This is a genomic window from Psychrobacter sp. NPDC078501, from assembly GCF_044900935.1.
Lineage (GTDB): Bacteria > Pseudomonadota > Gammaproteobacteria > Pseudomonadales > Moraxellaceae > Psychrobacter.
The window spans coordinates 103,029-128,597 of sequence record NZ_JBJDOS010000006.1; the positions used below are offsets into that span (position 1 = coordinate 103,029).

20 protein-coding genes and 3 tRNA genes are annotated in these 25,569 nt (G+C 44.0%); 9 read left to right on the forward strand and 14 right to left on the reverse strand.

Translation table 11 applies throughout. The features are described 5' to 3' along the window. The first annotated feature begins 52 nt into the window (after positions 1–52). Positions 53–391, forward strand: a complete 339-nt coding sequence (locus ACI2IW_RS10900) for a P-II family nitrogen regulator (protein ID WP_010197981.1) — start codon at positions 53–55, stop codon at positions 389–391. A 106-nt stretch (positions 392–497) separates the two neighbouring features. Further along, complete coding sequence (locus ACI2IW_RS10905) at positions 498–1,760, forward strand: ammonium transporter (RefSeq protein ID WP_057762031.1); 1,263 nt, start codon at positions 498–500, stop codon at positions 1,758–1,760. A gap of 194 nt (positions 1,761–1,954) precedes the next feature. On the opposite strand, the gene ACI2IW_RS10910 is transcribed toward ACI2IW_RS10905, so the two are convergent. The 3 genes from ACI2IW_RS10910 to ACI2IW_RS10920 form a co-directional block, all read right to left on the reverse strand. Further along, positions 1,955–2,338, reverse strand: a complete 384-nt coding sequence (locus ACI2IW_RS10910; protein WP_057762037.1) for a DUF2147 domain-containing protein — start codon at positions 2,336–2,338, stop codon at positions 1,955–1,957. Between the two features lie 261 nt (positions 2,339–2,599). After that, positions 2,600–2,863: a hypothetical protein gene (locus ACI2IW_RS10915; RefSeq protein WP_057762038.1), complete on the reverse strand. Its 264-nt coding sequence runs from the start codon at positions 2,861–2,863 to the stop codon at positions 2,600–2,602. 71 nt (positions 2,864–2,934) lie between these two features. Then, positions 2,935–3,780, reverse strand: a complete 846-nt coding sequence (locus ACI2IW_RS10920) for a DNA/RNA non-specific endonuclease (RefSeq protein ID WP_404693644.1) — start codon at positions 3,778–3,780, stop codon at positions 2,935–2,937. Positions 3,781–3,957: 177 nt separating this feature from the next. Here ACI2IW_RS10920 and ACI2IW_RS10925 point away from each other — a divergent pair. Then, a tRNA-Ser gene (locus tag ACI2IW_RS10925) sits at positions 3,958–4,048 on the forward strand. Between the two features lie 349 nt (positions 4,049–4,397). Here ACI2IW_RS10925 and ACI2IW_RS10930 read toward each other — a convergent pair. Together ACI2IW_RS10930 and ACI2IW_RS10935 are read right to left on the reverse strand one after the other, a co-directional pair. Beyond that, complete coding sequence (locus tag ACI2IW_RS10930; RefSeq protein ID WP_404693645.1) at positions 4,398–5,714, reverse strand: DUF3100 domain-containing protein; 1,317 nt, start codon at positions 5,712–5,714, stop codon at positions 4,398–4,400. Between the two features lie 78 nt (positions 5,715–5,792). Next, complete coding sequence (locus ACI2IW_RS10935) at positions 5,793–6,956, reverse strand: M20 aminoacylase family protein (protein ID WP_404693646.1); 1,164 nt, start codon at positions 6,954–6,956, stop codon at positions 5,793–5,795. Positions 6,957–7,528: 572 nt separating this feature from the next. Here ACI2IW_RS10935 and ACI2IW_RS10940 point away from each other — a divergent pair. Continuing rightward, complete coding sequence (locus ACI2IW_RS10940) at positions 7,529–8,248, forward strand: hypothetical protein (RefSeq protein WP_404693647.1); 720 nt, start codon at positions 7,529–7,531, stop codon at positions 8,246–8,248. Positions 8,249–8,342: 94 nt separating this feature from the next. On the opposite strand, the gene ACI2IW_RS10945 is transcribed toward ACI2IW_RS10940, so the two are convergent. The 8 genes from ACI2IW_RS10945 to rsmH all read right to left on the reverse strand — a co-directional run bounded on the left by ACI2IW_RS10945 (position 8,343) and on the right by rsmH (position 18,569). After that, the gene (locus ACI2IW_RS10945; RefSeq protein ID WP_404693648.1) at positions 8,343–8,627 is read right to left on the reverse strand and encodes a hypothetical protein; all 285 of its coding nucleotides are present in this window, start codon (positions 8,625–8,627) and stop codon (positions 8,343–8,345) included. Between the two features lie 376 nt (positions 8,628–9,003). Next, on the reverse strand, positions 9,004–9,951 hold the full coding sequence (locus tag ACI2IW_RS10950) for a putative RNA methyltransferase (RefSeq protein ID WP_404693649.1): 948 nt from the start codon (positions 9,949–9,951) through the stop codon (positions 9,004–9,006). A 139-nt stretch (positions 9,952–10,090) separates the two neighbouring features. Further along, on the reverse strand, positions 10,091–11,209 hold the full coding sequence (gene mraY / locus ACI2IW_RS10955; RefSeq protein WP_101205970.1) for a phospho-N-acetylmuramoyl-pentapeptide-transferase: 1,119 nt from the start codon (positions 11,207–11,209) through the stop codon (positions 10,091–10,093). 3 nt (positions 11,210–11,212) lie between these two features. Continuing rightward, a complete protein-coding gene (murF, locus tag ACI2IW_RS10960; RefSeq protein ID WP_404693650.1) occupies positions 11,213–12,658 on the reverse strand; it encodes a UDP-N-acetylmuramoyl-tripeptide--D-alanyl-D-alanine ligase in 1,446 nt (481 codons plus the stop codon). 82 nt (positions 12,659–12,740) lie between these two features. Then, positions 12,741–14,453, reverse strand: a complete 1,713-nt coding sequence (locus ACI2IW_RS10965; protein WP_404693651.1) for a UDP-N-acetylmuramoyl-L-alanyl-D-glutamate--2,6-diaminopimelate ligase — start codon at positions 14,451–14,453, stop codon at positions 12,741–12,743. Between the two features lie 66 nt (positions 14,454–14,519). Next, positions 14,520–16,610 (reverse strand): peptidoglycan D,D-transpeptidase FtsI family protein, encoded by a 2,091-nt coding sequence (locus ACI2IW_RS10970; protein WP_404693652.1) that lies wholly within the window; start codon positions 16,608–16,610, stop codon positions 14,520–14,522. After that, on the reverse strand, positions 16,607–17,089 hold the full coding sequence (locus tag ACI2IW_RS10975) for a cell division protein FtsL (RefSeq protein ID WP_057762053.1): 483 nt from the start codon (positions 17,087–17,089) through the stop codon (positions 16,607–16,609). The genes ACI2IW_RS10970 and ACI2IW_RS10975 overlap by 4 nt, the downstream gene beginning before the upstream one ends. Positions 17,090–17,519: 430 nt before the next feature. Next, positions 17,520–18,569, reverse strand: coding sequence for a 16S rRNA (cytosine(1402)-N(4))-methyltransferase RsmH (gene rsmH / locus ACI2IW_RS10980; protein WP_404693682.1), 1,050 nt, complete (start codon positions 18,567–18,569; stop codon positions 17,520–17,522). A gap of 349 nt (positions 18,570–18,918) precedes the next feature. Here rsmH and gltX point away from each other — a divergent pair, with 349 nt between their 5' ends. The 5 genes from gltX (at position 18,919) to ACI2IW_RS11005 (ending at position 22,336) form a co-directional block, all read left to right on the forward strand. Next, positions 18,919–20,445, forward strand: a complete 1,527-nt coding sequence (gltX, locus tag ACI2IW_RS10985; RefSeq protein ID WP_404693683.1) for a glutamate--tRNA ligase — start codon at positions 18,919–18,921, stop codon at positions 20,443–20,445. A 158-nt stretch (positions 20,446–20,603) separates the two neighbouring features. Then, entirely contained in the window at positions 20,604–20,969 is a 366-nt protein-coding gene (locus ACI2IW_RS10990) for a hypothetical protein (protein ID WP_394212023.1), read from the forward strand. Positions 20,970–21,091: 122 nt separating this feature from the next. Continuing rightward, a tRNA-Ala gene (locus tag ACI2IW_RS10995) sits at positions 21,092–21,167 on the forward strand. Positions 21,168–21,315: 148 nt separating this feature from the next. Further along, positions 21,316–21,391: transfer RNA gene (locus ACI2IW_RS11000), tRNA-Glu, on the forward strand. Between the two features lie 291 nt (positions 21,392–21,682). Next, entirely contained in the window at positions 21,683–22,336 is a 654-nt protein-coding gene (locus ACI2IW_RS11005; RefSeq protein WP_404693653.1) for a LysE family translocator, read from the forward strand. A 99-nt stretch (positions 22,337–22,435) separates the two neighbouring features. Here the strand turns inward: ACI2IW_RS11005 and ACI2IW_RS11010 are convergent, their stop codons facing one another. After that, entirely contained in the window at positions 22,436–25,273 is a 2,838-nt protein-coding gene (locus tag ACI2IW_RS11010) for an aconitate hydratase (RefSeq protein WP_404693654.1), read from the reverse strand. Between the last annotated feature and the right edge of the window lie 296 nt (positions 25,274–25,569).

The following is a 25,569-nucleotide window of genomic DNA, read 5'->3' on the forward strand; positions in this document are numbered from 1 at the left end:
GCACCATAGTACTTCTATCAATCTGCGGCATCACACAAATAAGGAATTTTTTATGAAGCTAATCACTGCGATCTTAAAACCGTTTAAGCTCGACGACGTGCGTGAAGCGCTTTCCGACATCGGTGTTAAAGGTGTCACTGTCACTGAAGTCAAAGGTTTCGGTCGTCAAAAAGGTCATACAGAGCTCTATCGCGGCGCAGAATACGTGGTGGACTTTTTACCTAAAGTAAAAGTCGAAGTCGCTGTGATCGACGAGATGGTTGAGCCCGCTATCGAGGCAATCACTCGTATCGCTAGCACTGGTAAGATTGGTGATGGCAAGATTTTCGTCACTGCACTTGAGCAAGTTATCCGCATCCGTACGGGTGAAACGGGACCTGACGCTATCTAAATTTGAAAACCTACCTACGGGCATAAACTTATAGGTACAGACTCTTACAGCATTTTATCTATCGGTAATGCCGATATCTATATTATAAATTCAAGGGGGAATTTAAATGGAAAGTCAAATCTTTGAGCTCCAATATGCGCTCGATACGTTTTACTTTTTGATATGTGGTGCGTTGGTCATGTGGATGGCAGCAGGCTTCACTATGTTAGAAGCCGGACTGGTCCGATCAAAAAATACAGTCGAAATCTTAACCAAAAACGTCGCACTATTTGCAACGGCTAGTATCATGTACATGGTATGCGGCTATGCGATTATGTATGGTGGCGATCTATTCTTAAGCGGAATTGCAGGCGGTGATACGTTAGTAGAAGACGCCCTAGCAGCCTCTGCTGAAAACGGCTTCGGTGGCGACTCTGTCTACTCTGCCGCATCAGACTTTTTCTTCCAAGTAGTCTTTGTAGCGACCTGTATGTCAATCGTATCAGGTGCTGTTGCTGAGCGCATGAAACTGTGGTCATTCTTATTATTCGCTGTGGTCATGACTGGTGTTATCTACCCACTAGAAGGTAGCTGGACATGGGGCGGCAACGATGTCTTTGGTCTATTCAACCTAGGCGACATGGGCTTCTCTGACTTTGCAGGCTCTGGTATTGTGCATATGGCAGGTGCAGCAGCAGCTCTAGCAGGTGTATTACTCTTAGGCTCACGTAAAGGTAAATATGGCCCTAATGGCGAGATACGCGCCATTCCTGGTGCCAATCTACCATTGGCAGCACTCGGTACACTAATCTTGTGGATGGGTTGGTTCGGTTTCAACGGTGGTTCAGTGCTCAAATTAGGCGACATCGCTAGTGCTAATGCTGTTGCAATGGTATTCTTGAACACCAATGCTGCTGCTGCTGGTGGTGCTGTCGGTGCCTTAATCTTAGCCCGCATCATCTTTGGTAAAGCGGATCTAACCATGCTCCTAAACGGTGCACTAGCTGGTCTAGTTGCCATTACTGCTGAGCCTTCAACGCCTTCTGCATTACAAGCTACTATCTTTGGTGTTATCGCCGGTATTATCGTGGTGTTATCAATCTTAGCCTTAGACAAAATCAAAATTGATGATCCAGTTGGTGCAATCTCAGTTCACGGTGTGGTTGGTCTATTTGGTCTGCTAATTGTACCTATCACTAACCCAGCATCTACCTTTATCGGTCAGATTGTGGGCGCTGCAACTATCTTTGCTTGGGTATTCATTGCCAGCCTAGTGGTTTGGTCTATCATCAAGTTGGTTATCGGTCTACGTATCTCTGAAGAAGACGAATACGAAGGTGCTGATATTGCAGAATGTGGTATGGAAGCTTACCCAGAATTTATAAGATAAGCTCCTTTCAAGTAAGCTAAAGATTGATGTCAAATGCGCTGATACTACCCACTGTAGTATCGGCGTTTATAATTTTAGTGCTTAAAGAATTCCCCTATTGCAGACATAAGCTTGAATCTAAAACGTAAAAAATCCCGCGAGACCTTTCGGTAACGCGGGATTTTTATGTATTACGCTGAAACTAGTTTTTTAGTTTATTTCTTTTTCCACTCTTGACTACGAGAGAATGGACCGATATAACCTTTTAGCTTTAATGTGTTGCCGCTTAAGCTTGCAGTCATACGATAGTCTTTACCTTTTGCTGGATCAGTAATCGTACCACCACTATATTTACCACCACCGTCAGCTTTTAGACCTCTAATAATGGTCGTACCAACGTGCTTTTTGCCTTTGGCAGTATTGGCAGCTATAAGAGTACCGGTCAGAACACCATTTGACTCAGTAATTTTTACCGTACCTTTTGGTTCACCGTCATCATATGTCTGCCAAGTAGTGTTGGCTAATGGGTCAGCGGCGAATGCCATGCTAGCAATACCAATACCAGCAACTGCTAAAGTGGTCTTTGTAAATAATTTCATAGATTGACTCCCTTCATACAATGATTACTCGAAACGTTATGTTTCTGTTGTCCTATGCTTATCCTTTGCTAGAACCTTTCATTACGAGCTTTACGGTTTCGACCTTTTTAAATGATAGTTACCATGACAACTTATAAGCTTTTGGTTAAAGATTCGAGCGACACAAGCGATGTCTTAACTCATTATAAGCAATTTTTAGGTTTTGCCTAGTAATTTTTTTACAGTTTCTTATTTCTATAAAAATAAAACCATATCAAAGACTTATAGGAAAGGATTGTCGATATCTTTATCTAATTGGTCATCATTTTCCTTTGACTTAGCATCATTCTTACTATATAGATTTTTATCTGCAAATGCTTGTACGATTTTCTCCGACAGCTCATGTAGCTGTTGGGCTTGCTCGTATCCTAACTCATCAAAAGTGAGATCAATATCACCATATATAATAATCTTGTCTTTTTGATTTTCAATGACAAGATCACCAATTTGCATGCTTTGATGGTCGTTGGCGAATGGCTCAATCATTTGATTATCCTTATTATCAGTAACATTTTATTTTTTTCAAAATGAGGCTATTTTAGGGGCTTACTTTCAGCTTAAGCCTGCAATTGTGCAATTAACCATTCTAAAATAGCCCAGACAAATAGCATCCACTCAGGCTCCTCCACTGGAGCCTGAGGTGTATCTGAGCTTTCACCTGCCTTCAATGGTAAATCAAACGCTTGAGATTTGGACTGACTATCTAGCATAGGTAATACATCGATACCAATCTCAGTGGTCAGCTTATCGATACTGATCACATCGATGCGTTCTGACTCATCATTTGGGGCGTAATACACACCTGCTTGATTGGTTGCTGGGATATATACAGCTTTGAAGAAGTGACTAGGCACAAGGACACGGTTAGCGAGCTGCTTGGTTTTTTTATCAGTAAATGCCACACCTGTGATGGTATACACCTCACCGTATTGCTGCGTTAAATACCGAGTGGCAGATTCAATATTACGCCAAATATAGCGATTATTACGTGGTGACTGCGGGGCAATATTGGCTAAACTAAAGCTATCATACTGCTGGCTGCGATTGGCCATATTGGCGTTGGGTGCCAAATGTCCTCTGTCATAGCCAGAACCTGAATAATCAGACAATGAGGCTCGTGCTGACTTTGGTAGTTTACTCTCTTCGTGGAAGCTATCTTCACGATCGATCTGCTTAGCTTGTTGTAGACGTGTACGATCGAGATGCTCTGCTGACCATAGCGGTGTACGCGATACCCCTGAATACATAACCGCAAAGCCATCCATGCACAGCGCTTGTGTGTCTTTTTTTAGCTTGGTATTGGTAAATTCAGGATAAACACCCCCATAAAAAGACTGGCTACACTGTGTCAAATCATCAGCGTGTGTTTGGGTAATACCCGTTGCGACAAGCAATACTGCCATCAGCGCACTATTCTTACATCCGTACTTAAGCCTACTAAAACTTATCATTCAACTCTCAACCATTTATACTTGCCGTTACATACTTGCTATCCTAGCAGGCGCTTGCCAATAAAGAAAGATAGCGCGCAAGTCGTGACATTCTAAATGGTATCCGCTATACTTAGGCGTTCAAAAAACGGTGAAGTGGGTGAGTGGCTGAAACCGCACGCCTGGAAAGTGTGTATACGTTCATAGCGTATCGAGGGTTCGAATCCCTCCTTCACCGCCAATCTTATTCTGCTTAAGCAAAACCTCAGTTTTTCTATCTTGTTCTACCCTTCTCTAAATATTCTTTATATTTTTTAACGGTAAGACTTTCAGTCTATACTCATCCTCTACTGCTGCCTGAAACATTCCTTTTAAGCCTTAATTCCGTGTGTTGTTTGAATCTAATAAATATATATCTACTCTAATAACACATTGATTGACCAAACTAAAAAACTCGTATCATGGACTGAGAGTGACTCATATAAGAGTTATAACACAAGATAACTATCTGCTCTTCTATAAGATCAAACAATAAAAACCCCAGTTGGTCAACTGGGGTTTTTTACTATCTTCAAATACTAACCTAGCTTTTAGAGCATGGCTTGCGCAATCATCGCTGATCCGATGAAAGTACCTGTAAAGGTTAATATCGCAACAATGGCAATTTTAAAGCCCGATTTCTTAAACAAATCGACTTCCATTTGCGAGATGGCAAAACCAGCGTAAGCAAGGACTGGTGTCAATAACTGCAATACGCCCAGTTTAGCGGTTTCTTCCAAAACATAAGCATTGAATGGAAACTGTGGTAGAGAGATTAAAATGGCTACAATAGATATCCAAGCAATTGCAGGTACATTGACTGGAATAAAACGCTTTAACAACATACCAATCACGCAACATGCAAACAAAATGAGCATGGCAGGTAATGCCGCTAATGGATTTACATCTTGCCCTACCCAATTGCTTAGTAGCAAGACTACGCAAATCACAGCCAATAAAATAAAAGACTGCATGATTGACAGACTGGCAGGCTCTTCCATGACTGCATTAAGATTGGTTTCTGTCGTAGTGACTGTCTGCTGGTTCTTCTTAAATTTACTGACTACTTTATACAAGAACTCTGTAAAAGGCAGCGCTACGAATAAACTAACAAATAAGCCAGTGGCATACGTTAGCAGGTTAGAAGTGGCGGCAAATGCAGTAATGGTTTCTGCTTGGGCAGGCACCGTCTCTGCCAATGCTGCTGAACAAGCACCCATCATACTACCGCTACCAATACCGCATGCCATAGCAAGTGCGCGTACATCCATGATGTCCATCGAAGCAATGATACCTGCCATTAGTGAGAAGTAAATCGCACCAAACAAAGTACCCATAACATAGACGCCCATGACACCGATGCCTTCTGGGCTTTGTAAACCATATTTATCAGCAATCAGAGCAACGTTGGGTTCACGAGCAACAGAGTGCGTGGCACCGATGGCTTCTCGGCCCATACCAAAGACAAGCACTGCAACGGGTAGCGCAATCAAAACGGTCGCTACATTCCCTAATTCTTGCAACAGTAGTGCTGGACCAGCAGCGATGATTTCTTCGATATTGGGACCAACGCCAACACCGAATTTGGCGATAAAAGGCATAATACTTAACAGAATGGCATAACTGGCGAACTTGGCGCGTTTTTTGGTTATAACCGCTTTCATCGAAGGCACGACATTGGGATTTAATAAAATCGCAAAGATGAAAGCATAAAGTAATGGCAATAACACTAAAATGCCAATACCGATAGGGATTTTGATAATGCCTATCCATTCTGCTAATAACGATACAGCAATCACTAATAAATGCAGTTTCCAATCAAGCAGGTGCTTTGTCATAGTAGGTGACAGCACGCTATTGTTGTTCATATGAATTCCCTTTGAGTTTGATGATGACTCTATTGATTGAACTTGGTCTGTTGAGTTTTATCTGTCGATAATAAAATTTTATTCAGCGTTCTTTAGTAACTCCGACTCAACCAAAGAAACCCATACTTTGATACCGGTCTCGATAGCATCATCATTGAAATCATAAGAGGCATTGTGCAGCGGCTTAGAAGGTATGCTGCCATCAACGCCCAACCAAAAATAGGCGCCTTTAACTACCTGACTCATAAATGAGAAGTCTTCAGAAGCCATCGAAGGTTCTACATCGGTATTGACTTTATCAACGCCCAACGCCTTAGTAGCCGCTTCTTTAATCTCAAGGTAAGCCTGACTGTCATTGGTGGTTACTGGATAACGAATATGGTAATCCATCTCGCCTTTGACACCATATAAAGGCGGCAAGGTGGCGACCATTTCTGTGAGCATCTCCTGCATAGTTTGGCGCACATCCATATCAAAGCTACGAACCGTGCCTTTTAAGATGGCAACATCTGGAATCACGTTGGTGGTATCGCCGCTGTTCATTTGCGTCACGCTGATAACGCCCGACTGCAATGGCGAGACGCGGCGAGAGATAATAGATTGAATATTGGTGATTAGTGCAGCACCTGCGGCGATAGGGTCAGCGCCCAAATGCGGCATGGCAGCATGCGTGCCTTTACCCGTCAATGTAATCTCAAAAGTATCGAAAGAAGCCATCATAGGACCATTGTTTACAGCGATTTCTCCTACTGGCAGCCCAGGCCAGTTATGCAAACCATAAACAGCATCCATCGGGAACTTATCAAATAGGCCATCATCAATCATGGCTTTGGCGCCGCCTAACACCTCTTCTGCCGGCTGAAAAACAAAGTGAATGGTGCCACTAAACTCTTTATGTTGGCTTAAGTATTTTGCCGCTCCTAGCAGAACAGAGGTATGACCATCGTGACCACAGGCGTGCATACAGTTTGCATGGGTAGATTTATGCTCAACGTCGTTTTGTTCTGCGATTGGCAACGCGTCAATATCGGCTCTTATACCGATAGTAGGGCCTGCACCGTTTTTCAAAGTGCCCACCACACCAGTGCCACCCAAGCCTTGATGAACTTCAATACCAAAAGATTGTAATTTATCTACGATAAATGAAGAGGTCTTAAATTCTTTGAATCCGAGCTCAGGCTGGCTATGAATCTGTTTGCGCCATTGTTTGACTTCATCTAATAATGCTTCATTAACTGACATTTATTTTTCCCTTTGAGAGTATGTATTGATATACCGACGTTGGCATTGATACGCGCTATCAACTTTTGAACAGCGAAAACCATCTAATCTTTTTGCATTCTTTTATTTTTACCAAATAAATAAGCCACTTAAAGTGGCTTATTTACGACGTACTAGAGATATATGTTCTTGGATAGCTATTGTAACCTATTTTCACGCATTCGAATAAAGCCGAGTCGTATTAGCAAGCTTCGTTTTTATCTCTTTTTGGATAGATTTTTTTACAGTCGCGCAGATTATAAGAATTTTTTCAGTCGTGTTTGGCTGTATAAAACTGCCATTAAATGAGTAGATACTCTATTACGATTCGTTTTACTATCAGCTTAATTTTATCCCTAGACCCTTATACGAAAAGGCCTCTAGTTTTTCTTTGAAATTCGATTTATCTTTATATCTATGTTTACCATCATTGCTATACCGTACAAAAATGTAATAACAGTAGAGTCACTAATACTCGGCAGATGCCATTGTCAAAAAATTGGATTATAGTAGATATCGGTAATATTTATTTAAATAAACTAAAGGATACAACAATGAAAACACTAGGAATGTGTATCGTAGCAGGACTCGGATTGAGTGCTTGCGCTACTGGCATGGGCGGCGTGGCAACAGGTAATACCAACCAAAATGACAGCTCTGCTAAAATTATCACTCAATACCCAATTGAGACTGCCCTACTCAATATCTATACCAAACAACGTAGTGAAAAACTGGTCGCTACTGTCGGCGGCCAAAACGTAGCCGCAGATATTCAAATCACCCCTAAAGGCAGCATGCGCTTTAATAATAAAATGGTACAAGGCGCAGAAGTCAGCACAATCAACACTGTGAATCAGCAGATCACGGATCAGTCAGTCGCTATCAATTACTTTACGCTAAATCCATTGGTGTTCCATGGTTTTACGGATAGTACGGGTGAGTATTCAATCGCTAACCAAACGACAAGTATCCCTAAGATAGCTACGGTGGGCGACTCAAATCAGCTCATCACTGAAAACGTATATGCTGACAGCAGTATGCGTCAGAAAACCGCCACTTATAAGCAGGACTGGTCGCTCACACAAGATACAAATAACACGGCGTGGCTCTGTATAAAAACTTCAGGCAATCTACTTTTGACTTCTGATGCTGCAGGTACTTCTTCAGAATGCTATAAAATCAATGCCAAAGGCGATGTTTTGAGTAGTAAAGTGACACTCACTCAGCCTAATAAAAGCGGCATATCCAAATCAATGACGTTTATCAGTCAGTAGCATTTGCTCAATTAGTAACGATCAATAGTGTCATATAAGAACAAAAAAATAGCGCCTCATTAAGGCGCTATTTTTGGATAGTAAAATCGGGTTTTTACGAGCGACGGTCATGATTGTTTTTGTCGTGGCTGTTTTTAGCATGAACATTTTTGGCTATTGCTTTGTGCTTAGCAGCCACTACGTTCGCTTTGTGATGTGACTTTGCTGCCTTAGCTTTGGCATGCTTATAGTTATTACTCGCTTTATTGCTGCTGTGTTTTTGTTGCTGTACTTGAGCTGAATGATGCTTATCAAAATTAGGTGCAGCATTGGCTTGACCCACCATCGACAAACAAGCAGTAGCGGCTAAAATCGAACTAACTAGTATCTTTTTCATCATTTTATTCCTTTGAATTCATATTTAGAGTAGTTATAGATAATTCACTTAGTGTTAAATGAACTATCGTGATAAAGCTTTACTCTATCGACAAAGAGAATGATAAATGATTCTAGTATTAAGTAGATTTATGAAACTTGAAGAAAGGTTGCGATTGTTACGAGGGCATGCGCGATCAAAGGCATATTAGGTATTGGCGTAATGTTTGGTTAAATGACAGCGTATTTAGGCTTTATCGGTAAGCATCGTAAACAGGATATTTATAAAAACGCGAATGACTAGCTGATTGTTGAAGAATGCAAATACGGAAACGGTGAAGTTGCTGGCTAATATTTAACACGAGCATAGCAATACTCCATACTGCTATGCTCTAAATGTGCTAAACAGACGTTTTCTGCAAAATATAAACCACAAACTTCGCCTCTGTGCTAAATGCTGCTGTTTCTACAGCTGCCAATAGTGCTTGCCTTTTTTCGCTGCGGGCACGGTACGCATACGGTGTCATCGTCATCAAATCAGCTAAATTACCTGCGGATAATGTCAGATCCGTACTGACACGGCAGGTCTCAACCAACGTAAAATATGGTGCCAATTCTTGCAAGAATTTATCAGAATCATGCTCACGCACATCATCAAATAACGCATCACGCATCGTTGCCAAATGCCCGATATCAGGTTTGGCAATGATCAGATAGCCACCATCCATCAATACATTATCAAATGCCTCGGGTAAGATAGGGCTAAAAATACTACTAATACCCGTCATACTGTGCGGGCGTAATGGTAGATGTGCAGCACTGGTCACTAATGGATAGACCGATGTTGTCTTGGCAGTATCTTCTTGGCGCGGCTGATACCATAGACGACCTGCTAGTTTACTGACTTTGGCCAGCTCAACCACTGCAGGCTTACTGATGTCAGCAGCTATCAGCGTATCTATAATATCCGAGCCCATTTGCGCCATTGCCTGTGTGTAATAGCCTTCTCCGCAGCCAATATCGAGCCAATTGACCGGCTTGCTATCTTGCTTATCTATTAACTCATCGTTAGACAGCAACTCTGTCATTTTTTGGCTAATTAGGTTTTGGAGCAAGGCATAGTGCCCATGATTCAAAAACCGTTTACGCGCATCGATAGACTCTTGACTGTCCCCAGGTGCTTTAGACTTTTTCTGTTGTACTGGTAGTAAATTAACATAGCCTTGACGCGCTACATCAAAGGGATGTGAAGTCTGTTTAGGGTGCAAACTACCATCACAGCGCCAAGTATTTGCGGCAGGCTGTAGTGGTGACTGACAAAGTGGACAAATAAATAACGACACGGGCATCTCAAAGTGATAGCAATATGCTTCGCATTTTAACAAAATTCATCTGCCTTGAGCGATAAAAAGCCGTCTCAATCATGATTGAAACGGCTTTTTGGAGTTATGCAAATTGATATCTATATAGATATTCGGCGGTTATAGCTTAACGTAGCTTCAAGGTCATTAGCCCGAGGATGACAAGGATAATGGCAATAATCCAGAATCTCGCTACCACTTGCGTTTCTTTCCAGCCAATTTCTTCAAAATGATGATGCAGCGGTGCCATACGGAAGACGCGTTTCTTGCGCAGTTTATACGAGCCAACTTGCAACATCACTGATAGCGCTTCTGCGACAAACAAACCACCCATAATTGCAAAGGCAATCTCTTGACGGGTCATCACGGCGATAGTACCTAGCATTGCACCCAGTGCTAGCGCGCCAACATCACCCATAAACACTTGTGCTGGATGCGCGTTGAACCATAGGAAACCAAGGCCTGCTCCCACCATTGAGCCACAGACGATGATGACTTCGGAGTTATAAGGAATATAAGGCACATGCAAGTAATCAGCAAAGCGTACATCGCCTGATACATAGGCCATCGCACCCAAACCTGCAGCGACGAGAACGACTGGCAAAATCGCCAAACCATCCAACCCATCGGTTAGATTGACTGCGTTAGAAGCACCATTAATCACAAAGTAAGTAAAGATGATAAAGCCAATACCAAATGGCACCGCTGAAAATGGAATCATCCAATCTTTGAATACTGGCAATAGCAGATCCTGCATCTCACGTGTGGTATTAATATCCGGTTGTAGCGTGGCGATATAGTACAAAGAAACACCGACAAACAATGCGCCCATAGACAACCAAAAATACTTTTTGCGAGCGATTAAGCCTTTTGGATCTTTGTACTTAATTTTTAGCCAATCATCAGCCCAACCTACGGCGCCGAAGATAACCATAACCACAAGCAAAATCCAAACATAGGGATTGTTCAATCGTGCCCACAGCAGCGTCGATATGCCAATCGCGCTTAGGATCAGTACCCCGCCCATGGTTGGCGTACCAGTCTTTGCCAAATGCGACTGAGGCCCATCATTACGAATGGCCTGACCGTATTTGAGCGATCGCAAGTGCCGAATGACACGACCACCAAACATCATGCTAAATACAAGGGCGGTAACAACGGCAAGCAATGCTCGCAGCGTCAACGAAGAAACCGCAGAAAACGGCGTATAATACTGGCCAAGCCAGCCGAACAACCAAACTAACACCGCCTACTCCTCTACTAGCGCATGAATAAGTGTTTCCATTCCCATGGAACGAGAGCCTTTGAACAACACAGTACAAGGCTTAGCTTGTTGCGCTTGCAAATACGGCTGTAAATACTGTAATAAACTGTCTTTGTCGGCAAAAGCATGAGCACTGATATCAGATACCTCTTGCGCACCCGCGACGGTATAAGGAGCATATTCGCCAACACAAAGCAGCACATTGATACCTGTGGTTGCGATAGTACGGCCCAAGCTTTGGTGCTCACTGATGGCCGCCTCGCCTAACTCACCGATATCGCCCAGTACCATGACCTGCGTACCTGTTTGCGCGGCCAATACTTTGGCGGCGGCACGTACCGAATGAGGGTTGGCATTATAAGTATCATCAATGAGACGATGCATACCAAGTATCTGGCTATTTAGACGACCTTTAGCAGGGCGCGCATTTTCGAGCCCAATGACAATGTCGCTTACTTCAATATTTAGCGCATGCGCACAGGCAGCAGCAGCCAAGGCATTATTGACATTGTGTTCACCTGCCAATGGCAAGTTGATATCATGGACTTGGTTACCGATATGTAGCTTAAATTCGCTACGCTCAGGCTCTACGTCTAGATGGCTTGCGCTTACATCCGTATTACCAAAGCCAATCACATGTGAGGTGTGCTTTTCAGCGATACGACGTAGCTGATTGGTAAAATCATCCTTATCAGGAACAATCGCAAACTGCGCGTCTGTCAATGTATGGTAAATCTCTGCTTTGGTCTGGCAAATACCTTCACGGCTACCAAATTCACCCAAATGCGCTGTACCGATGTTTAAGATACAGGCCACATCAGGCTGAACGATTTCAGTCGTATAAGCAATCTCGCCAATATGGTTTGCGCCTAGCTCTAAAATAGCATAACGATGATGTTCTGATAGCTCTAGTAGCATCATTGGTACACCCAAATCGTTATTAAGGTTACCACGAGTGATCAAGGTCGGTGCCAATCTACCAAAAATACTGCCAAGCATTTCTTTGCAAGTGGTCTTGCCGCTAGAGCCCGTAATCGCAATCACGGTTAAATCTGTATGCTGCTGACGACGATACGCTGCCAATTGACCTAGTGCCAAACGAGTATCGCTGACTACCAATTGTGGAATAGCATTTGGGCCGGACAACGAGATAGGACGCGAGACAACAGCGGCAACTGCGCCTTTTGATATTGCTGTCTCGATATAATCGTGACCATCAAAATTATCGCCGCTTAACGCCAAAAATATATCGCCTGGCTTTATCGTGCGGGTATCGGTGGCTATACGTTTACTGGACAAGGCCGTCTGTTCTGCATGGCCTTGTGGTAGTTGCCACTGCCCATCGAGCGACGTGGTCGCTGCGAGCAGATTGTCCATTTGCCAGACATAGAGCCCTTGCGACTGGGCAGTATTATCGGTGTCGGCTGTCATAATGATTACCTTATATGATGACTACTTAATTTTTATATTTAATGATCAATTTTTACTAATGCATGTATCGAAAGTCAATCAACTACACGCGGCCAGCTTGACTCAATGCCTGCTGCAAAACAACACTGTCATCGAAATCATAACGAACGTTGTTAATCTCTTGATAGGTTTCATGACCTTTGCCTGCGATGACAACGATATCATCCACACCTGAGTGACTAACTGCATATTCAATAGCAGTTTGGCGGGCAGGCTCAATATGGGTTCGTTGATATTGCTCAGCTGTCATACCAGCCTGCATATCTTGCAAAATCATCTTGGGGTCTTCGGTACGTGGATTATCCGCAGTCAAAACAACTTGATCAGCACCTGCCAGACCTGCTTGCGCCATCAACGGTCGCTTGCCTGCATCGCGATCTCCGCCGCAACCAAATACCGCCCAAAGCTGACCTTTACAGTGGGTTTTTAAACTTGCAAGCACTTGGCTTAAAGCATCTGGAGTATGCGCATAATCAACGATAAAGCAGCCATCATTTGATGGTACACGCTGCATACGCCCAACCGCACCTTGCAACTTTGCAATAGCAGGCACAATACGCTCGATATTCATAGCCAAGTCATCATCAAGTGCTACGACAGCCGCTATCGCTGCGAGCAAATTGGCAACATTGAAGCGACCTAATAATGGACTGACAATCTCTATGTTGTCAGTTCTCTCATTACCAAACTCAATACGCAGATTGATTTGGACGCCTTGCAGACTCGGCGTAATATCAGCGGCAACAAAAGTAGCAGCTTTTGATGAATCCAAACTGTATGTCCATACCGTTAAACCGCTGGCATTTGCCATATCTAACATAACCTGAGCGTGCTCATCATCGATGTTGATAATGGCATGGGTCAAATCTGGGAAATGAGCTTTATCGAACAGCTTTGCTTTGGCAGCGGCATATTCTGCCATATCGGCATGATAGTCTAAATGGTCACGACTCAAATTGGTATAAATCGCCACAGTGACTGGCATACCTTGTAGACGTTGCTGATCCAACCCATGAGAGCTGGCCTCTAATGCCAATATTTCTGCTTGCTCTGTTCCCATTTGATATAGGAACTGCTGGACAGCTAACGCATCGCCCGTGGTATGGCTGGCTTGCACCAGAGCGCCAAGTCTACCATTACCTGCAGTACCCATTACTGCGCTACTCTGACCCATCAACTGGGTAAGCTGTGCTGCTAATTGGCTGATGGTTGTTTTGCCATTCGTACCAGTCACCGCAACCACGGTCGGTAGAGTCGCTGGCTGCTGATATTGCAGGCGCGCTTGAATTAAGCTACCTAAAAAGTCGCGGATATTGGGAACGTATAAGACAGGGCATGGCAATGCTGCTAGTTGCTGCATACTAGCGATACTATCTGTCTGCGGTTCATTAGTGGTATTTGAGGAATTATCTGCTTCGCTAAGCGAAACACTAGGGTCAATTTCTGAGAGAATAAACGCAGCTTGTTCAGCGGCTTGTAGTAGATAATCGCGACTTTTTTGAGGGTTGGCTGTTTGACTTTTTAACAGGACAAATACGTCATTCGCTTCCAGTTGGCGATTGTCTAAGCGAAATTGTTGAAACGGAATATGGGCAATAGATTGGGCTTGAGCTAAACCCGCCTGCTTGAATGCTTCCTGAATCGATGTTGCTATCATCGCTGTAAGCTGCTCAGCCAGTTTTTGCTGTTGGCTTTTATTAGCATCTATAAGCTGTTGTAAAGTCACAGTAGCGCTATCTAGCGATGATATAGTCATAGATAAATCCTAAACAGTTAAAACGTGTCAGCTCAGTAGAACTGGACATTTAAAATAATTGAACGCTTACTGCGCTTCCGTTTTTAGTGGCTTATCCAAAGGCACATTATACAATCGCAATGCTTCTTTCATCACATTATGGAAGACAGGGGCGACCGTTAGACCAGCATAAATCTGACCACGTGGGTCTTCGATAAGCATTACGCCTACCAGCTTTGGATTGGATGCAGGTGCCATGCCAGCAAAGACGTTACGATACTGATCGGTATAGTAACCACCGTCTGGATTGATGCGGCGTGACGTACCCGTCTTACCTGCCACGCGATATCCGTCAATGGCAGCGGCTTTTGCCGTACCACCAGGCTCAGTCACGCTCTCAAGCATCTGTACAATCGACATTGCCTGCTCATGCGCCATAATACGTTTGCTTGGCTGCGACTTGTCATCTTTAATTAAAGTTAATGGATGCATGACCCCACCTGCTGCTAGGGCTGAGTACGCCTGTGCAACCTGTGCCAATGTCACTTGTAGACCATAACCATAACTGACCGTTGCACGGCGCGAGGTTTCTTTCTCTTTTGGCGTGACGATCAAACCACTACCCTCACCTGGGAACTGCAAAGGTGTCTTTGAGCCGAAGCCAAACTGTCGTTGCATATTACTAATAGCATCGGCTGGCAGTGATAGCGCAATCTTGGTAGAGGCAACATTACTAGATTTCTGTAGTAGCGTGGCCATGTTAATCATGCCCAAGTTGTTATGATCTCGAATGGTATAGCCACGTACGCGAATCGAACCAGGATTGGTATCAATCAAGGTCGTTGGCGTATATTTACCCGAGTCTAGCGCTGCTGCAACAGTAAACGGTTTCATCACCGAGCCTGGCTCAAACACATCTAGCAGTGCGCGGTTACGCTGGTTTTCACCCGTCATCTCATTAAGGTTGTTTGAGTTAAACGACGGCCATGTTGATAATGCCAACACTTCACCAGTCTGTACATCAACAATCATACCCGTTGACCAACGTGCTTTTTGCAAACGCCCAGCTTTTTCTAGCTCTTTATACAGCAAATACTGTAAACGCGAATCAATCGTTAACGCCACATCCTTGCCAGGTACTTCTGGCTCGATTTGTTTGATTTCTTTTAGGCTATTTTGTTTGGCGTCTTTTAGAACTAAAACTTTTCCGTCATCACCTGCCAGATCTTTTTCGTACTGACGCTCAATACCAGCACGGCCTTCGTAACCGCCTTCAGGATCTTTGGCGTTTTGACCCATAAAGCCCAGCAGCTGCGCATTAGATTGTGGCTGTGGATAATAACGCTGAAAGAAATTCTTTTCGTAGACACCAGGGAAATCAAGCGAGCTGACGCTTTGGGCAATCTCAGGTGTGACCTTATTAAGTAGTGGCAAATAGTGTGAGCCCGCACCAGATGGCAAAGCTGCTTTTACGGCTTTCTCATCGGTCACATCGATACTGTCATCAATAGCAGTGACTTTTTTCAGTTCATCGACCGAGATATTGGCAGCAGCGGCTAGCTTTGTCAGGTCCATATTATCTAGGCGCTTTTGCATACGCGCCTGTAATTGTGGACTGCTAGGGTTGGTGATGATAATGCGCTTTAGCTCGTAATATTCACGCGAATAATCATGCGGACTAAACGAAACCGTCGCGAGCGGTGCACTGACCGCAAGCGGTAGATTATTGCGATCGGTAATCATACCGCGATAAGACTTTTGGGTGCGCTCACTGGTAATGAGCTCATTACCTTTGTCTTGATAGAACTGTGCGTTAGCAACCTGAATATAATAAGCGCGGCTAATCAGTAGCGCTAATATGACCAGCGCTAGACCCCAGACCATACGAAAACGGTTTTTGTCTTGTTCGAAACCACCGAGAGCAGAAGCACCTGACGCTTTGCTCGAAAAAACCATTTTACTTTTGCGGTTTTTTACACTGGTATAAGCGCCTTGGGTGTCGCTTTTTTTGATGCGACCAAACAATTTAGCCTTACGATTACTTGCAGCTTTATCAGGCTTGCTACTTGTTTGACCAGACTTAGCAGCACTGGCTCGGCGGAGAGGTTTGGTTACCTTGCCGCTGGCTGGTTTCTTGCTAGTGTTTTTTACGGTGGATTTAGGCTTCTTCTCACTCATTGTCCTGCCTCCGTCGCTGGTTCTTCAGGAGAGATGTCCGTAGAGGCCCGTGGCCCAATCACGTCAGACATATCTTCATCTGAGTCTTCCGTAACCACTGGCACCAAGGCAGTAGCGACACCAGGCTGGATAATCAGCTTATCCTTTAATGTTGGCGAATACATACCCAATTCAGCAACCGCTCGACTGGCAATCTGCGGAGTGGCGCTAAAGGTTTGTTGCTCAATCAATAGACGCTGATGCTCTACTTGTAGCTTACGTTCTTGTTTTTTCATGTCTTGCAAGGTTTTGTAGTCCTGATGATATTGCTGAACTTCTTCGGCAGTTTTGATACCACTCCATACAATCGTGGCTGCCAATAGCAGTAGCACGACCACATAAATGCTCACCACATTAAACCGGCGCACGAACAGCTCGCCGACATCGGTATTATAAGGTGTAGCAGTGCGGCGATTCGCAGGTTTGTCAGATATTGCCATGACGATCTCAAAAAGGTGAACGTAAACGGTAGAGTAGATAACGGATTGCGAAAGATGAACGTGTCATTATTCGGTCATACCATTGATAAATATAAAACCAAAGACACTTATAAATGTACAAACTAAACTTAAAAAACCGAACATAGAAAATATATTCGATAGCTAATTTATTCAGGAGCCATAAATCATTACAACTCATGGCTATCAATAGGTCATACCACAACCAAACACGTTGCATGGCTATACTACATATAAATCTGTGCAACTATCATGCAGATAAAAAACCAACTGCTGAGCCTAACAGACAATATTTACAGATTTTTAACAGTGGCGTAGCCATTAGGACATTTGCGCATCATTTAGACAAACATTAGCAATCTTAGACAACTCACCAATTTTATTCGACTATGATTTGTGGCAGCATGATGTTCTATGGTGCTGTTATCTGCTCATAAGCTGTGTCAGTACGCGTTGCCATACGCAACCATGCGCTACGCGCGCGCGGGTTTTGACTCGTCTCAGCTTTACTTGGGCCAACACGTTTTGGTTTGCTAAAATAGCGCGGACGATTCGGCGGCATTGGCAGGTTTTCGTCTTCTGGATACTGCCCTTTGCTATGTCGCTGCAAGAACTGCTTGATACGGCGATCTTCTAATGAGTGAAAACTAATGACCCCAAGCTGTCCGCCTGACTTTAAGATAGGAATGCTTTGCTCTAAAAAGTCATCAACATCGCCCAGCTCATTATTAATAAAAATACGCATGGCTTGAAAGCTTTGCGTCGCTGGATGTTTACCGCGTTGCCAGTTGGGATGCGCTACTTTAATCACTTCTGCCAACTCAAGTGTAGACTCGTAGCTCTCCATCTGTTTGATAGCTCGCGCAATACGGCGGCTGTGACGCTCTTCACCAAACTCATAAAGCACATTGGCCAACGTTTCATCATCGACTTTCTCGAGCCATTCGGCAACTGACTGGCCACGACTGGTGTCCATACGCATGTCTACTGCCCCGTCACGCATAAAGCTAAAGCCGCGACTACCATCGTCGATCTGCGGTGATGAAATGCCTAAATCTGCCATTAAGCCATCAACTTCACTGATACCCATAGCAGCCAGACTGTCGGTCAACGTCGCAAAACTATCGTGAACCACACGCACACGGCTGTCTTTGCTTGCCAGCTCTTGCGCCACACTAATGGCTGTTGGATCTTTGTCGAAGACAATTAGTGTGGCGTCATCGGCGAGTTGACTTAATAGTAGTCGGCTATGGCCACCACGGCCAAAAGTTGCATCAACGTAGATACCACTTATATTTAAGCTATTTTGGTCGCCTTCTGTTTGCTTAGGCAAGGATTTTACGCCGAGTACCGCAGCGACAGTCTCTTGCAGCAGCACCGCATCATGGACAAAACTCAATTCATCAGACGTGATATCGCCCTCATGACGGGTGTGAGTAACATCCAGATCGACATCTTGCATAGACGTATCCTTTACAGCAGAAGGATTAGACGCTGACTCAGAGAGGTCAGCGGCGGCAGAAGGACTGGCTTTCGATTTTGGCTTAGACTTTGATAGGGACACAAACAACTCAATAGATGACGACCGTACTGGCCAGTAATTAGATGAAAATAAACAAGTTATGACTTGCTTAGCATTATTATCGCAAGGATACACCTGTAGTCAAGCACTAGAAGGGCTTTTCATTAAAAATATCACATGTCTCTGTTATACTAGCGCTATATTTTACGCTATTTCTTAACATCGACTTCATATCTTTCATCGCTATTTATACTGATAGCTTATATCGATAGCAAACTTTGAGACTTTTATCATGCAAACCTCTACTGACAGCACGCGCCCTGTACGTACGCGTATCGCCCCATCACCAACTGGCTTCCCGCACGTAGGTACTGCCTATATTGCTCTATTTAACTTGGCTTTTGCCAAAGCTCACGGCGGCGAATTCATCTTACGTATCGAAGACACTGATCAGACTCGCTCGACTGAGCAATCAGAACAAATGATTTTGGATGCCCTACGCTGGGTTGGTCTAGATTGGAGCGAGGGCCCAGATATTGGCGGCCCACACGCCCCTTATCGTCAGAGCGAACGTAGCGATATCTACAGAAAACACGCTGAGATACTCATAGAAAAAGACCATGCGTTCCGCTGTTTTTGTACCAGTGAAGAGTTAGATGCTATGCGTGCTGAGCAAATAGCCAATGGCGAGACCCCTCGTTATGATGGTCGCTGTGCCCATCTTGCACCAGAAAAAACTGAGCAATTGGTAAGCGAGGGCAAGCCGCACGTGATTCGTATGCGTGTACCGACCGAAGGCACTTGTCAGGTACAAGACATGCTGCGCGGTACGGTTGAGTTCCCTTGGACTCAAGTCGATATGCAAGTACTGCTAAAAACAGACGGCATGCCAACGTATCATTTAGCCAACGTCGTCGATGACCATCTGATGGAAATCACTCATGTGATGCGCGGTGAAGAGTGGCTGAACTCTGCGCCTAAGCATCAACTGCTGTATGATTATTTTGGTTGGGAAATGCCGACCCTCTGCCATATGCCGCTCCTACGCAACCCTGATAAGTCAAAACTGTCTAAACGTAAAAACCCAACCTCTATCACCTACTATCGTGATGCAGGCGTGCTACCTGAAGCGCTGCTAAACTATCTTGGTCGTATGGGCTACTCAATGCCCAATGATGCTGAGCAGTTTACGCTAGAAGAAATGATTGCCAGCTTTGATATTCAGCGTGTGTCGCTTGGTGGCCCTATCTTCGATATCGAAAAGCTAAACTGGCTCAATGCCGAATGGCTACGTGCGCTTAGCCCTGAAGAATTAAAGAATAAAATCCTTGAATGGGCCAGCAACAGTGACAAACTGACCGCGATCGCAGCGGCGATTCAGCCACGTATCGAGCTATTGTCTGATGCGGTTAATTGGGGTGGTTTCTACTTCCAAAACCTACCTGACATCAATGCTGAGAGCTTCACTCATAAATCGCTCACCCCTGAGCAAATTATCGAGATGCTGCAATTAGCGCTTTGGCAGTTAGAAGTCTTGCCAACGTGGTCAGAAGAAAACATCTATGCCACGCTAAAAGGCCTTGCTGCTCATCTTGATATTAAGATGCGTGACTTTATGGCGCCGTTCTTTATCGCTATCGCTGGTAGCACCTCATCGACGCCAGTCATGAACTCTATGGCGATTATCGGCGCTGACATGACATTGACTCGCTTGCGTCATGCAATTGATGTATTAGGCGGCCTCGGTAAAAAGAAACTGAAAAAACTTGAGAAACAAGCGGCAGAATTGCCAGATTTCTTAGCTGCTGCTGAATAGTTTAGAAGCTGAACAACTTATCTACTAAACAGTTAATTAGCTCAACTTGTCGAGTGTAAAAGGGTCAGACCATCTCTGACCCTTTTTTCGTTGTTAATAAGTATTACTACTCTCAGAATATAAAAACCTCTTACTCAATATTTTAATTGGAAATAAACATGGCCGCCAAAACCGTCACGATAGAAAGCAAAGACTATGTCTTTAATACCCTAAAAGAAGCACAGAAATACTATGATGCCATTGTAAAGGAGCTTTTTGATGCAACTTTGACCCTGACCAAGGGCCAAGACTTCGAGGATTTAAAATGGATATACAGCACTTACTGTGGTTACACCAAGCATAATCTAGATAAATTGGGCAAATATGACATCATTGGCGTCAAAGGCATAAGAACGATCCGAGAAAAAGGCGGTCAATATATGCCAACTGAATGCTGTGCGATTATTTTTTCTGATGGTAGCGAAGAAGAGTTTTATACCGATAAAGCCATCAAAGAGATCGCCCTTAAGCAAAATCCACGCTAATTTGGTCTTATTGAGCCTTTAAAATAGGCTAAATCGCTTTTTTTTGCATATTTATGAATTATTTTTAAAATAGTGGTTGACAAGACTGCCGCTCTTACATAAAATACGCACACTCTTAGCGAGGGGCTATAGCTCAGTTGGTAGAGCACTTGCATGGCATGCAAGGGGTCAACGGTTCGACTCCGTTTAGCTCCACCATACTTATTTATAGCAACGCTCAGTATTACTGAAACGTAATAATAAATACTCGCTAGTAGGACGATATCAGCACCTAGGCAATGCTTATTTACTAAGCTATCTGATATTGTGAAGTACCGTTGTAACCACTGGTTATAACACTCTATGCGTCCCCATCGTCTAGAGGCCTAGGACACCGCCCTTTCACGGCGGTAACGGGGGTTCGAATCCCCCTGGGGACGCCACTATTCGGCGTCACTTATTAGCACTTTTGCTTAGCATCAGGTTAGACTAATAAGCGAACAATAAAAAAGCCCAGTCATCATACGGTGACTGGGCTTTTTTATGTCTATCGTTTCTCAAAACCCTCTATTCTGTTGTCGTTAGCTTATTATTAATAGCTGCTAGCTTACTGTTGATAGCGCTATTGCCAACCTACCTAATACTCGCTAATATCGACCTGACGAGCGTATTTACAAAGTGCAGCCACATACTATAAATGATGGGCTTAGCGTAATTAAAGGGAAGTGATTGCGATGTTTGGTATCGAGAATTATCTGGGGTTTATCTTAGCGGCTATTTTGTTAAACCTCACGCCAGGTACGGATAGCATGTACATCATCACCCGTAGTATTTCACAGGGGCAAACAGCAGGATTTTATTCTGTTCTTGGCATTACTTCGGGTATTTTGGTACACACCCTATTGGCGGCGCTAGGATTGTCCGTATTGCTTGCCAATTCCCCTACTGCTTTTATAATTGTCAAATATATTGGGGCCAGCTATTTGTGTTATTTAGGCTTTAAAATGCTGACGAGCAAAAACTCTAACTCGATTGCAAACAATTTATCCAAAGATCAGGACGTGACTAACCAAAAGGCTGTAGATGGTTGGCAAATATATAAGCAAGGTGTATTGACCAATACTTTTAACCCAAAAGTCGCTTTATTTTTCTTGGCGTTCTTTCCTCAGTTTATCGACGCTAGTTATGCTTATGGCATGCTGTCATTTTTGATGTTGGGACTGACTTTTGCCACCACAGGCTTTATATGGTGCTTGAGTTTGGCACTGCTGGCGTCAAAGTTCAGCAAAAAACTAAGAGAGAATCCAAAAGTTGAATCCATGATGAATAAAATAAGTGGTGTCGTATTTATGGGGCTAGGAATTAAGCTGTTGACTGAAAAGGCTTAAAAAGTAAAGTAACAAGAAGAAAAAACGTCTTCCATAGAAAAGCCCAATCCCCTACTTTAAAGGAGATTGGGCTTTTTTCATACTAAGTCTAATACATTACTAGCCTGCTTCTTTGCTCTCAGCAGCCAATTGACGTAGTACATAGTGCAATACGCCGCCATGACGTACATATTCGCGCTCTTTTGGCGTTTGTAGACCGACATTTACCTCAAAGGTTTCTGCCGAACCGTCAGCACGTGTAGCCGTAACCGTGGCTGTTTTACTCTCGCCATTATCTAGCCCTGTAATGCTCAGCACTTCAGCACCATCTAGTTTGTAAGTCTCCGCATTTTGACCGTCTTTAAACGTCAATGGCAATACACCCATACCGACTAGGTTTGAACGGTGAATACGCTCAAACGAACTGGTTAACACGGCTTTTACGCCTAGCAGGATTGTACCTTTGGCTGCCCAATCACGGCTCGAACCAGAACCATATTCTGACCCACCAAGCACGACGAGCGGACGCTTATCTTCTTTATACTTCATCGCTGCATTATAGATAGGCATTTCTTCGCCATCTTGTAGCGTAGCGCTGTCATCTTTGAAATAATAGGTATAACCGCCTTCTTTACCACCCATCATAGTATTTTTGATACGGATATTAGCAAAAGTACCACGGGTCATGACTGCATCATTACCACGGCGTGAACCATAGCTGTTGAAGTCTGCTTCCATTACACCGCGCTCTTGCAAGTACTTACCTGCTGGTGAGTCTGGATCGATATTACCTGCTGGTGAGATATGATCGGTGGTGATTGAATCACCGAACAGACCTAGGATACGCGCGCCTTCGATATCAGGGATACCTTCTGGCTCCATGGTCATACCATCAAAGAACGGTGGGTTTTTAATATACGTTGACCCTTCATCCCATGGATACAGTTGGCTATCCGCTGAACTAATTGCGTTCCACGCTGCACTACCGTCAAATACTTCGCCGTAGTTTTTGCGGAACATATCAGCATCGATATTGTTGGCAATTAACTCGTTAATTTCTTCTGAAGTTGGCCAGATGTCTTTTAGGAATACATCGTTGCCATCTTGGTCTTGACCTAGTGGATGAGTAGTCAGATCGATATCGACTGTACCTGCTAGCGCATAAGCAACGACCAACGGTGGTGATGCTAAATAACTGGCTTTGACATGCGAGTGAATACGACCTTCAAAGTTACGGTTACCAGACAGTACCGCTGCCGCGACTAAGTCGTTTTCTTCAATGCCTTTTTCGATCTCTTCTGATAATGGCCCTGAGTTACCGATACAAGTCGTACAACCATACCCTACTAAGTAGAAGCCTGTTTTTTCTAGCTCATCCATTAGATGGGTTTTTTCTAAATAATCGGTTACGACTTTAGAACCCGGTGCGAGCGATGTCTTAACCCAAGGTTTGGCTTTAAGCCCTTTGGCAGCCGCTTTTTTGGCCACTAGACCTGCACCAATCATTACTGCTGGATTGGAAGTATTGGTACAAGAAGTAATAGCAGCAATAACTACCGACCCGTCTCGTAACTTGTGCTGCTTATCATCGATGCTAACATTTGAGAAGACATTGTTTGCTGGCGCATAACTTGCATTGTCATCACTGGTATCAACTTCGATATTCGGTTCAGCTGCCAAGTGTTCAGCTTGCTCTTGCTCGCCGCCTTCTTGATCAAAGCGTACTTTGCCTTCTACTTCTGACTTGCGATCTTTGGTCATTTTTTCTAGCGTTTCGCCGAACTTCTCATGCATATCAGACAAATTGATACGCTGCTGTGGCAAGTTCGGACCAGCAAGTGCTGGCTGTACTGACGACAGATCTAGTTCTAATTTGCTTGAATAAGTCGCCGCAGGTGTATCGGCATCGTGCCATAAGCCTTGCGCCTTAGCATATTTTTCAACCAGCTCAATCTGTTCTTCTTCACGGCCTGATAGACGCAGGTAATCAATCGCCATTTGGTCAATAGGGAAGATACCGCAAGTCGCACCGTACTCTGGTGACATGTTGGCAATGGTAGCGCGGTCCGCTAGCGGCATACTGTGTAAGCCTTCGCCATAAAACTCGACGAACTTACCTACCACACCATGTGCACGCAACATCTCAACCACACGTAATACCAAATCGGTTGCCGTGACGCCTTCGGTTAGCTTACCTTTTAGCTCAAAACCGACCACTTGTGGAATCAGCATCGAAGACGGTTGACCTAGCATCGCAGCTTCAGCTTCGATACCGCCCACACCCCAACCAAGTACACCGATACCATTAATCATCGTGGTATGACTATCTGTACCAAACACTGTATCTGGATAAGCTGTCAGCTCGCCATCGACGTCCGCTGCCATCACGACACGGGCTAAATACTCAAGGTTCACCTGATGCACGATACCTGTCGCTGGCGGTACCACGACGAAGTTTTCAAAGGCTTGCTTGCCCCAATGCAAAAACTCATAGCGCTCATTGTTACGCTTAAATTCAATCTTCTCATTCAAATCTAGCGCATCTTCGCGGCCATAAGCATCAACCTGTACAGAGTGGTCGACGACCAGCTCACTAGGGATAAACGGATTGATCTGCTCAGCCTTACCGCCAAGCTCGACCACTGCATCACGCATCGCAGCCAAATCAACTACCGAAGGTACACCAGTGAAATCCTGCAATACCACACGCGCTGGCATAAAGGCGATTTCTTTTGATGCCTCAGCCCCTGCATCCCAGTTGGCAACCGCTTCGATATGGTTTTTACCAACCGACTGGCCACCGTCTTCGTTACGCAATAGGTTTTCTAATACCACTTTCATACAAAATGGTAGTGTCTTGATATGCTCATAAGTTTCGGTCAGCTTTGGCAGGCTGTAGTAGGCATGTTCCTTGCCAGCAACCGAAAGGGTGTCTTTTACATCAAAAATATCACTCATGATAGCTTCCTTATCGTTGTTATAAATCCTGGACATAAATTATTATAAGTTTATGTATGACTGGTGGCTCAATAAATGATTGATCTGTCTTGAATCAATATCGCAGTTTCGCAAAACTGTCTGATATAAGCCTGTGTTAACAAAAGAGATAATCATATCTGTAGTGATTAACAGAAACTCCCTTTTACCATAACAAACATACAAGGCTTTGTTAACGTCTGGACGTTGTCGAATCGTGGCACAATCGTAAACGTAACAACGGTTTAGCGAGCTATTGTTAAATGATTTATTCCTAT

Bases quoted from the DNA above. Each gene is read 5' to 3' on its own strand.
- ACI2IW_RS10900 (WP_010197981.1), top strand. From the start codon at position 53: ATGAAGCTAATCACTGCGATCTTAAAACCGTTTAAGCTCGACGACGTG.
- ACI2IW_RS10905 (WP_057762031.1), top strand. From the start codon at position 498: ATGGAAAGTCAAATCTTTGAGCTCCAATATGCGCTCGATACGTTTTAC.
- ACI2IW_RS10910 (WP_057762037.1), bottom strand. From the start codon at position 2,338: ATGAAATTATTTACAAAGACCACTTTAGCAGTTGCTGGTATTGGTATT.
- ACI2IW_RS10915 (WP_057762038.1), bottom strand. From the start codon at position 2,863: ATGATTGAGCCATTCGCCAACGACCATCAAAGCATGCAAATTGGTGAT.
- ACI2IW_RS10920 (WP_404693644.1), bottom strand. From the start codon at position 3,780: ATGGCAGTATTGCTTGTCGCAACGGGTATTACCCAAACACACGCTGAT.
- ACI2IW_RS10930 (WP_404693645.1), bottom strand. From the start codon at position 5,714: ATGAACAACAATAGCGTGCTGTCACCTACTATGACAAAGCACCTGCTT.
- ACI2IW_RS10935 (WP_404693646.1), bottom strand. From the start codon at position 6,956: ATGTCAGTTAATGAAGCATTATTAGATGAAGTCAAACAATGGCGCAAA.
- ACI2IW_RS10940 (WP_404693647.1), top strand. From the start codon at position 7,529: ATGAAAACACTAGGAATGTGTATCGTAGCAGGACTCGGATTGAGTGCT.
- ACI2IW_RS10945 (WP_404693648.1), bottom strand. From the start codon at position 8,627: ATGATGAAAAAGATACTAGTTAGTTCGATTTTAGCCGCTACTGCTTGT.
- ACI2IW_RS10950 (WP_404693649.1), bottom strand. From the start codon at position 9,951: ATGCCCGTGTCGTTATTTATTTGTCCACTTTGTCAGTCACCACTACAG.
- murF (WP_404693650.1), bottom strand. From the start codon at position 12,658: ATGACAGCCGACACCGATAATACTGCCCAGTCGCAAGGGCTCTATGTC.
- ACI2IW_RS10965 (WP_404693651.1), bottom strand. From the start codon at position 14,453: ATGACTATATCATCGCTAGATAGCGCTACTGTGACTTTACAACAGCTT.
- ACI2IW_RS10970 (WP_404693652.1), bottom strand. From the start codon at position 16,610: ATGAGTGAGAAGAAGCCTAAATCCACCGTAAAAAACACTAGCAAGAAA.
- ACI2IW_RS10975 (WP_057762053.1), bottom strand. From the start codon at position 17,089: ATGGCAATATCTGACAAACCTGCGAATCGCCGCACTGCTACACCTTAT.
- rsmH (WP_404693682.1), bottom strand. From the start codon at position 18,569: ATGCAAGATGTCGATCTGGATGTTACTCACACCCGTCATGAGGGCGAT.
- ACI2IW_RS10990 (WP_394212023.1), top strand. From the start codon at position 20,604: ATGGCCGCCAAAACCGTCACGATAGAAAGCAAAGACTATGTCTTTAAT.
- ACI2IW_RS11005 (WP_404693653.1), top strand. From the start codon at position 21,683: ATGTTTGGTATCGAGAATTATCTGGGGTTTATCTTAGCGGCTATTTTG.
- ACI2IW_RS11010 (WP_404693654.1), bottom strand. From the start codon at position 25,273: ATGAGTGATATTTTTGATGTAAAAGACACCCTTTCGGTTGCTGGCAAG.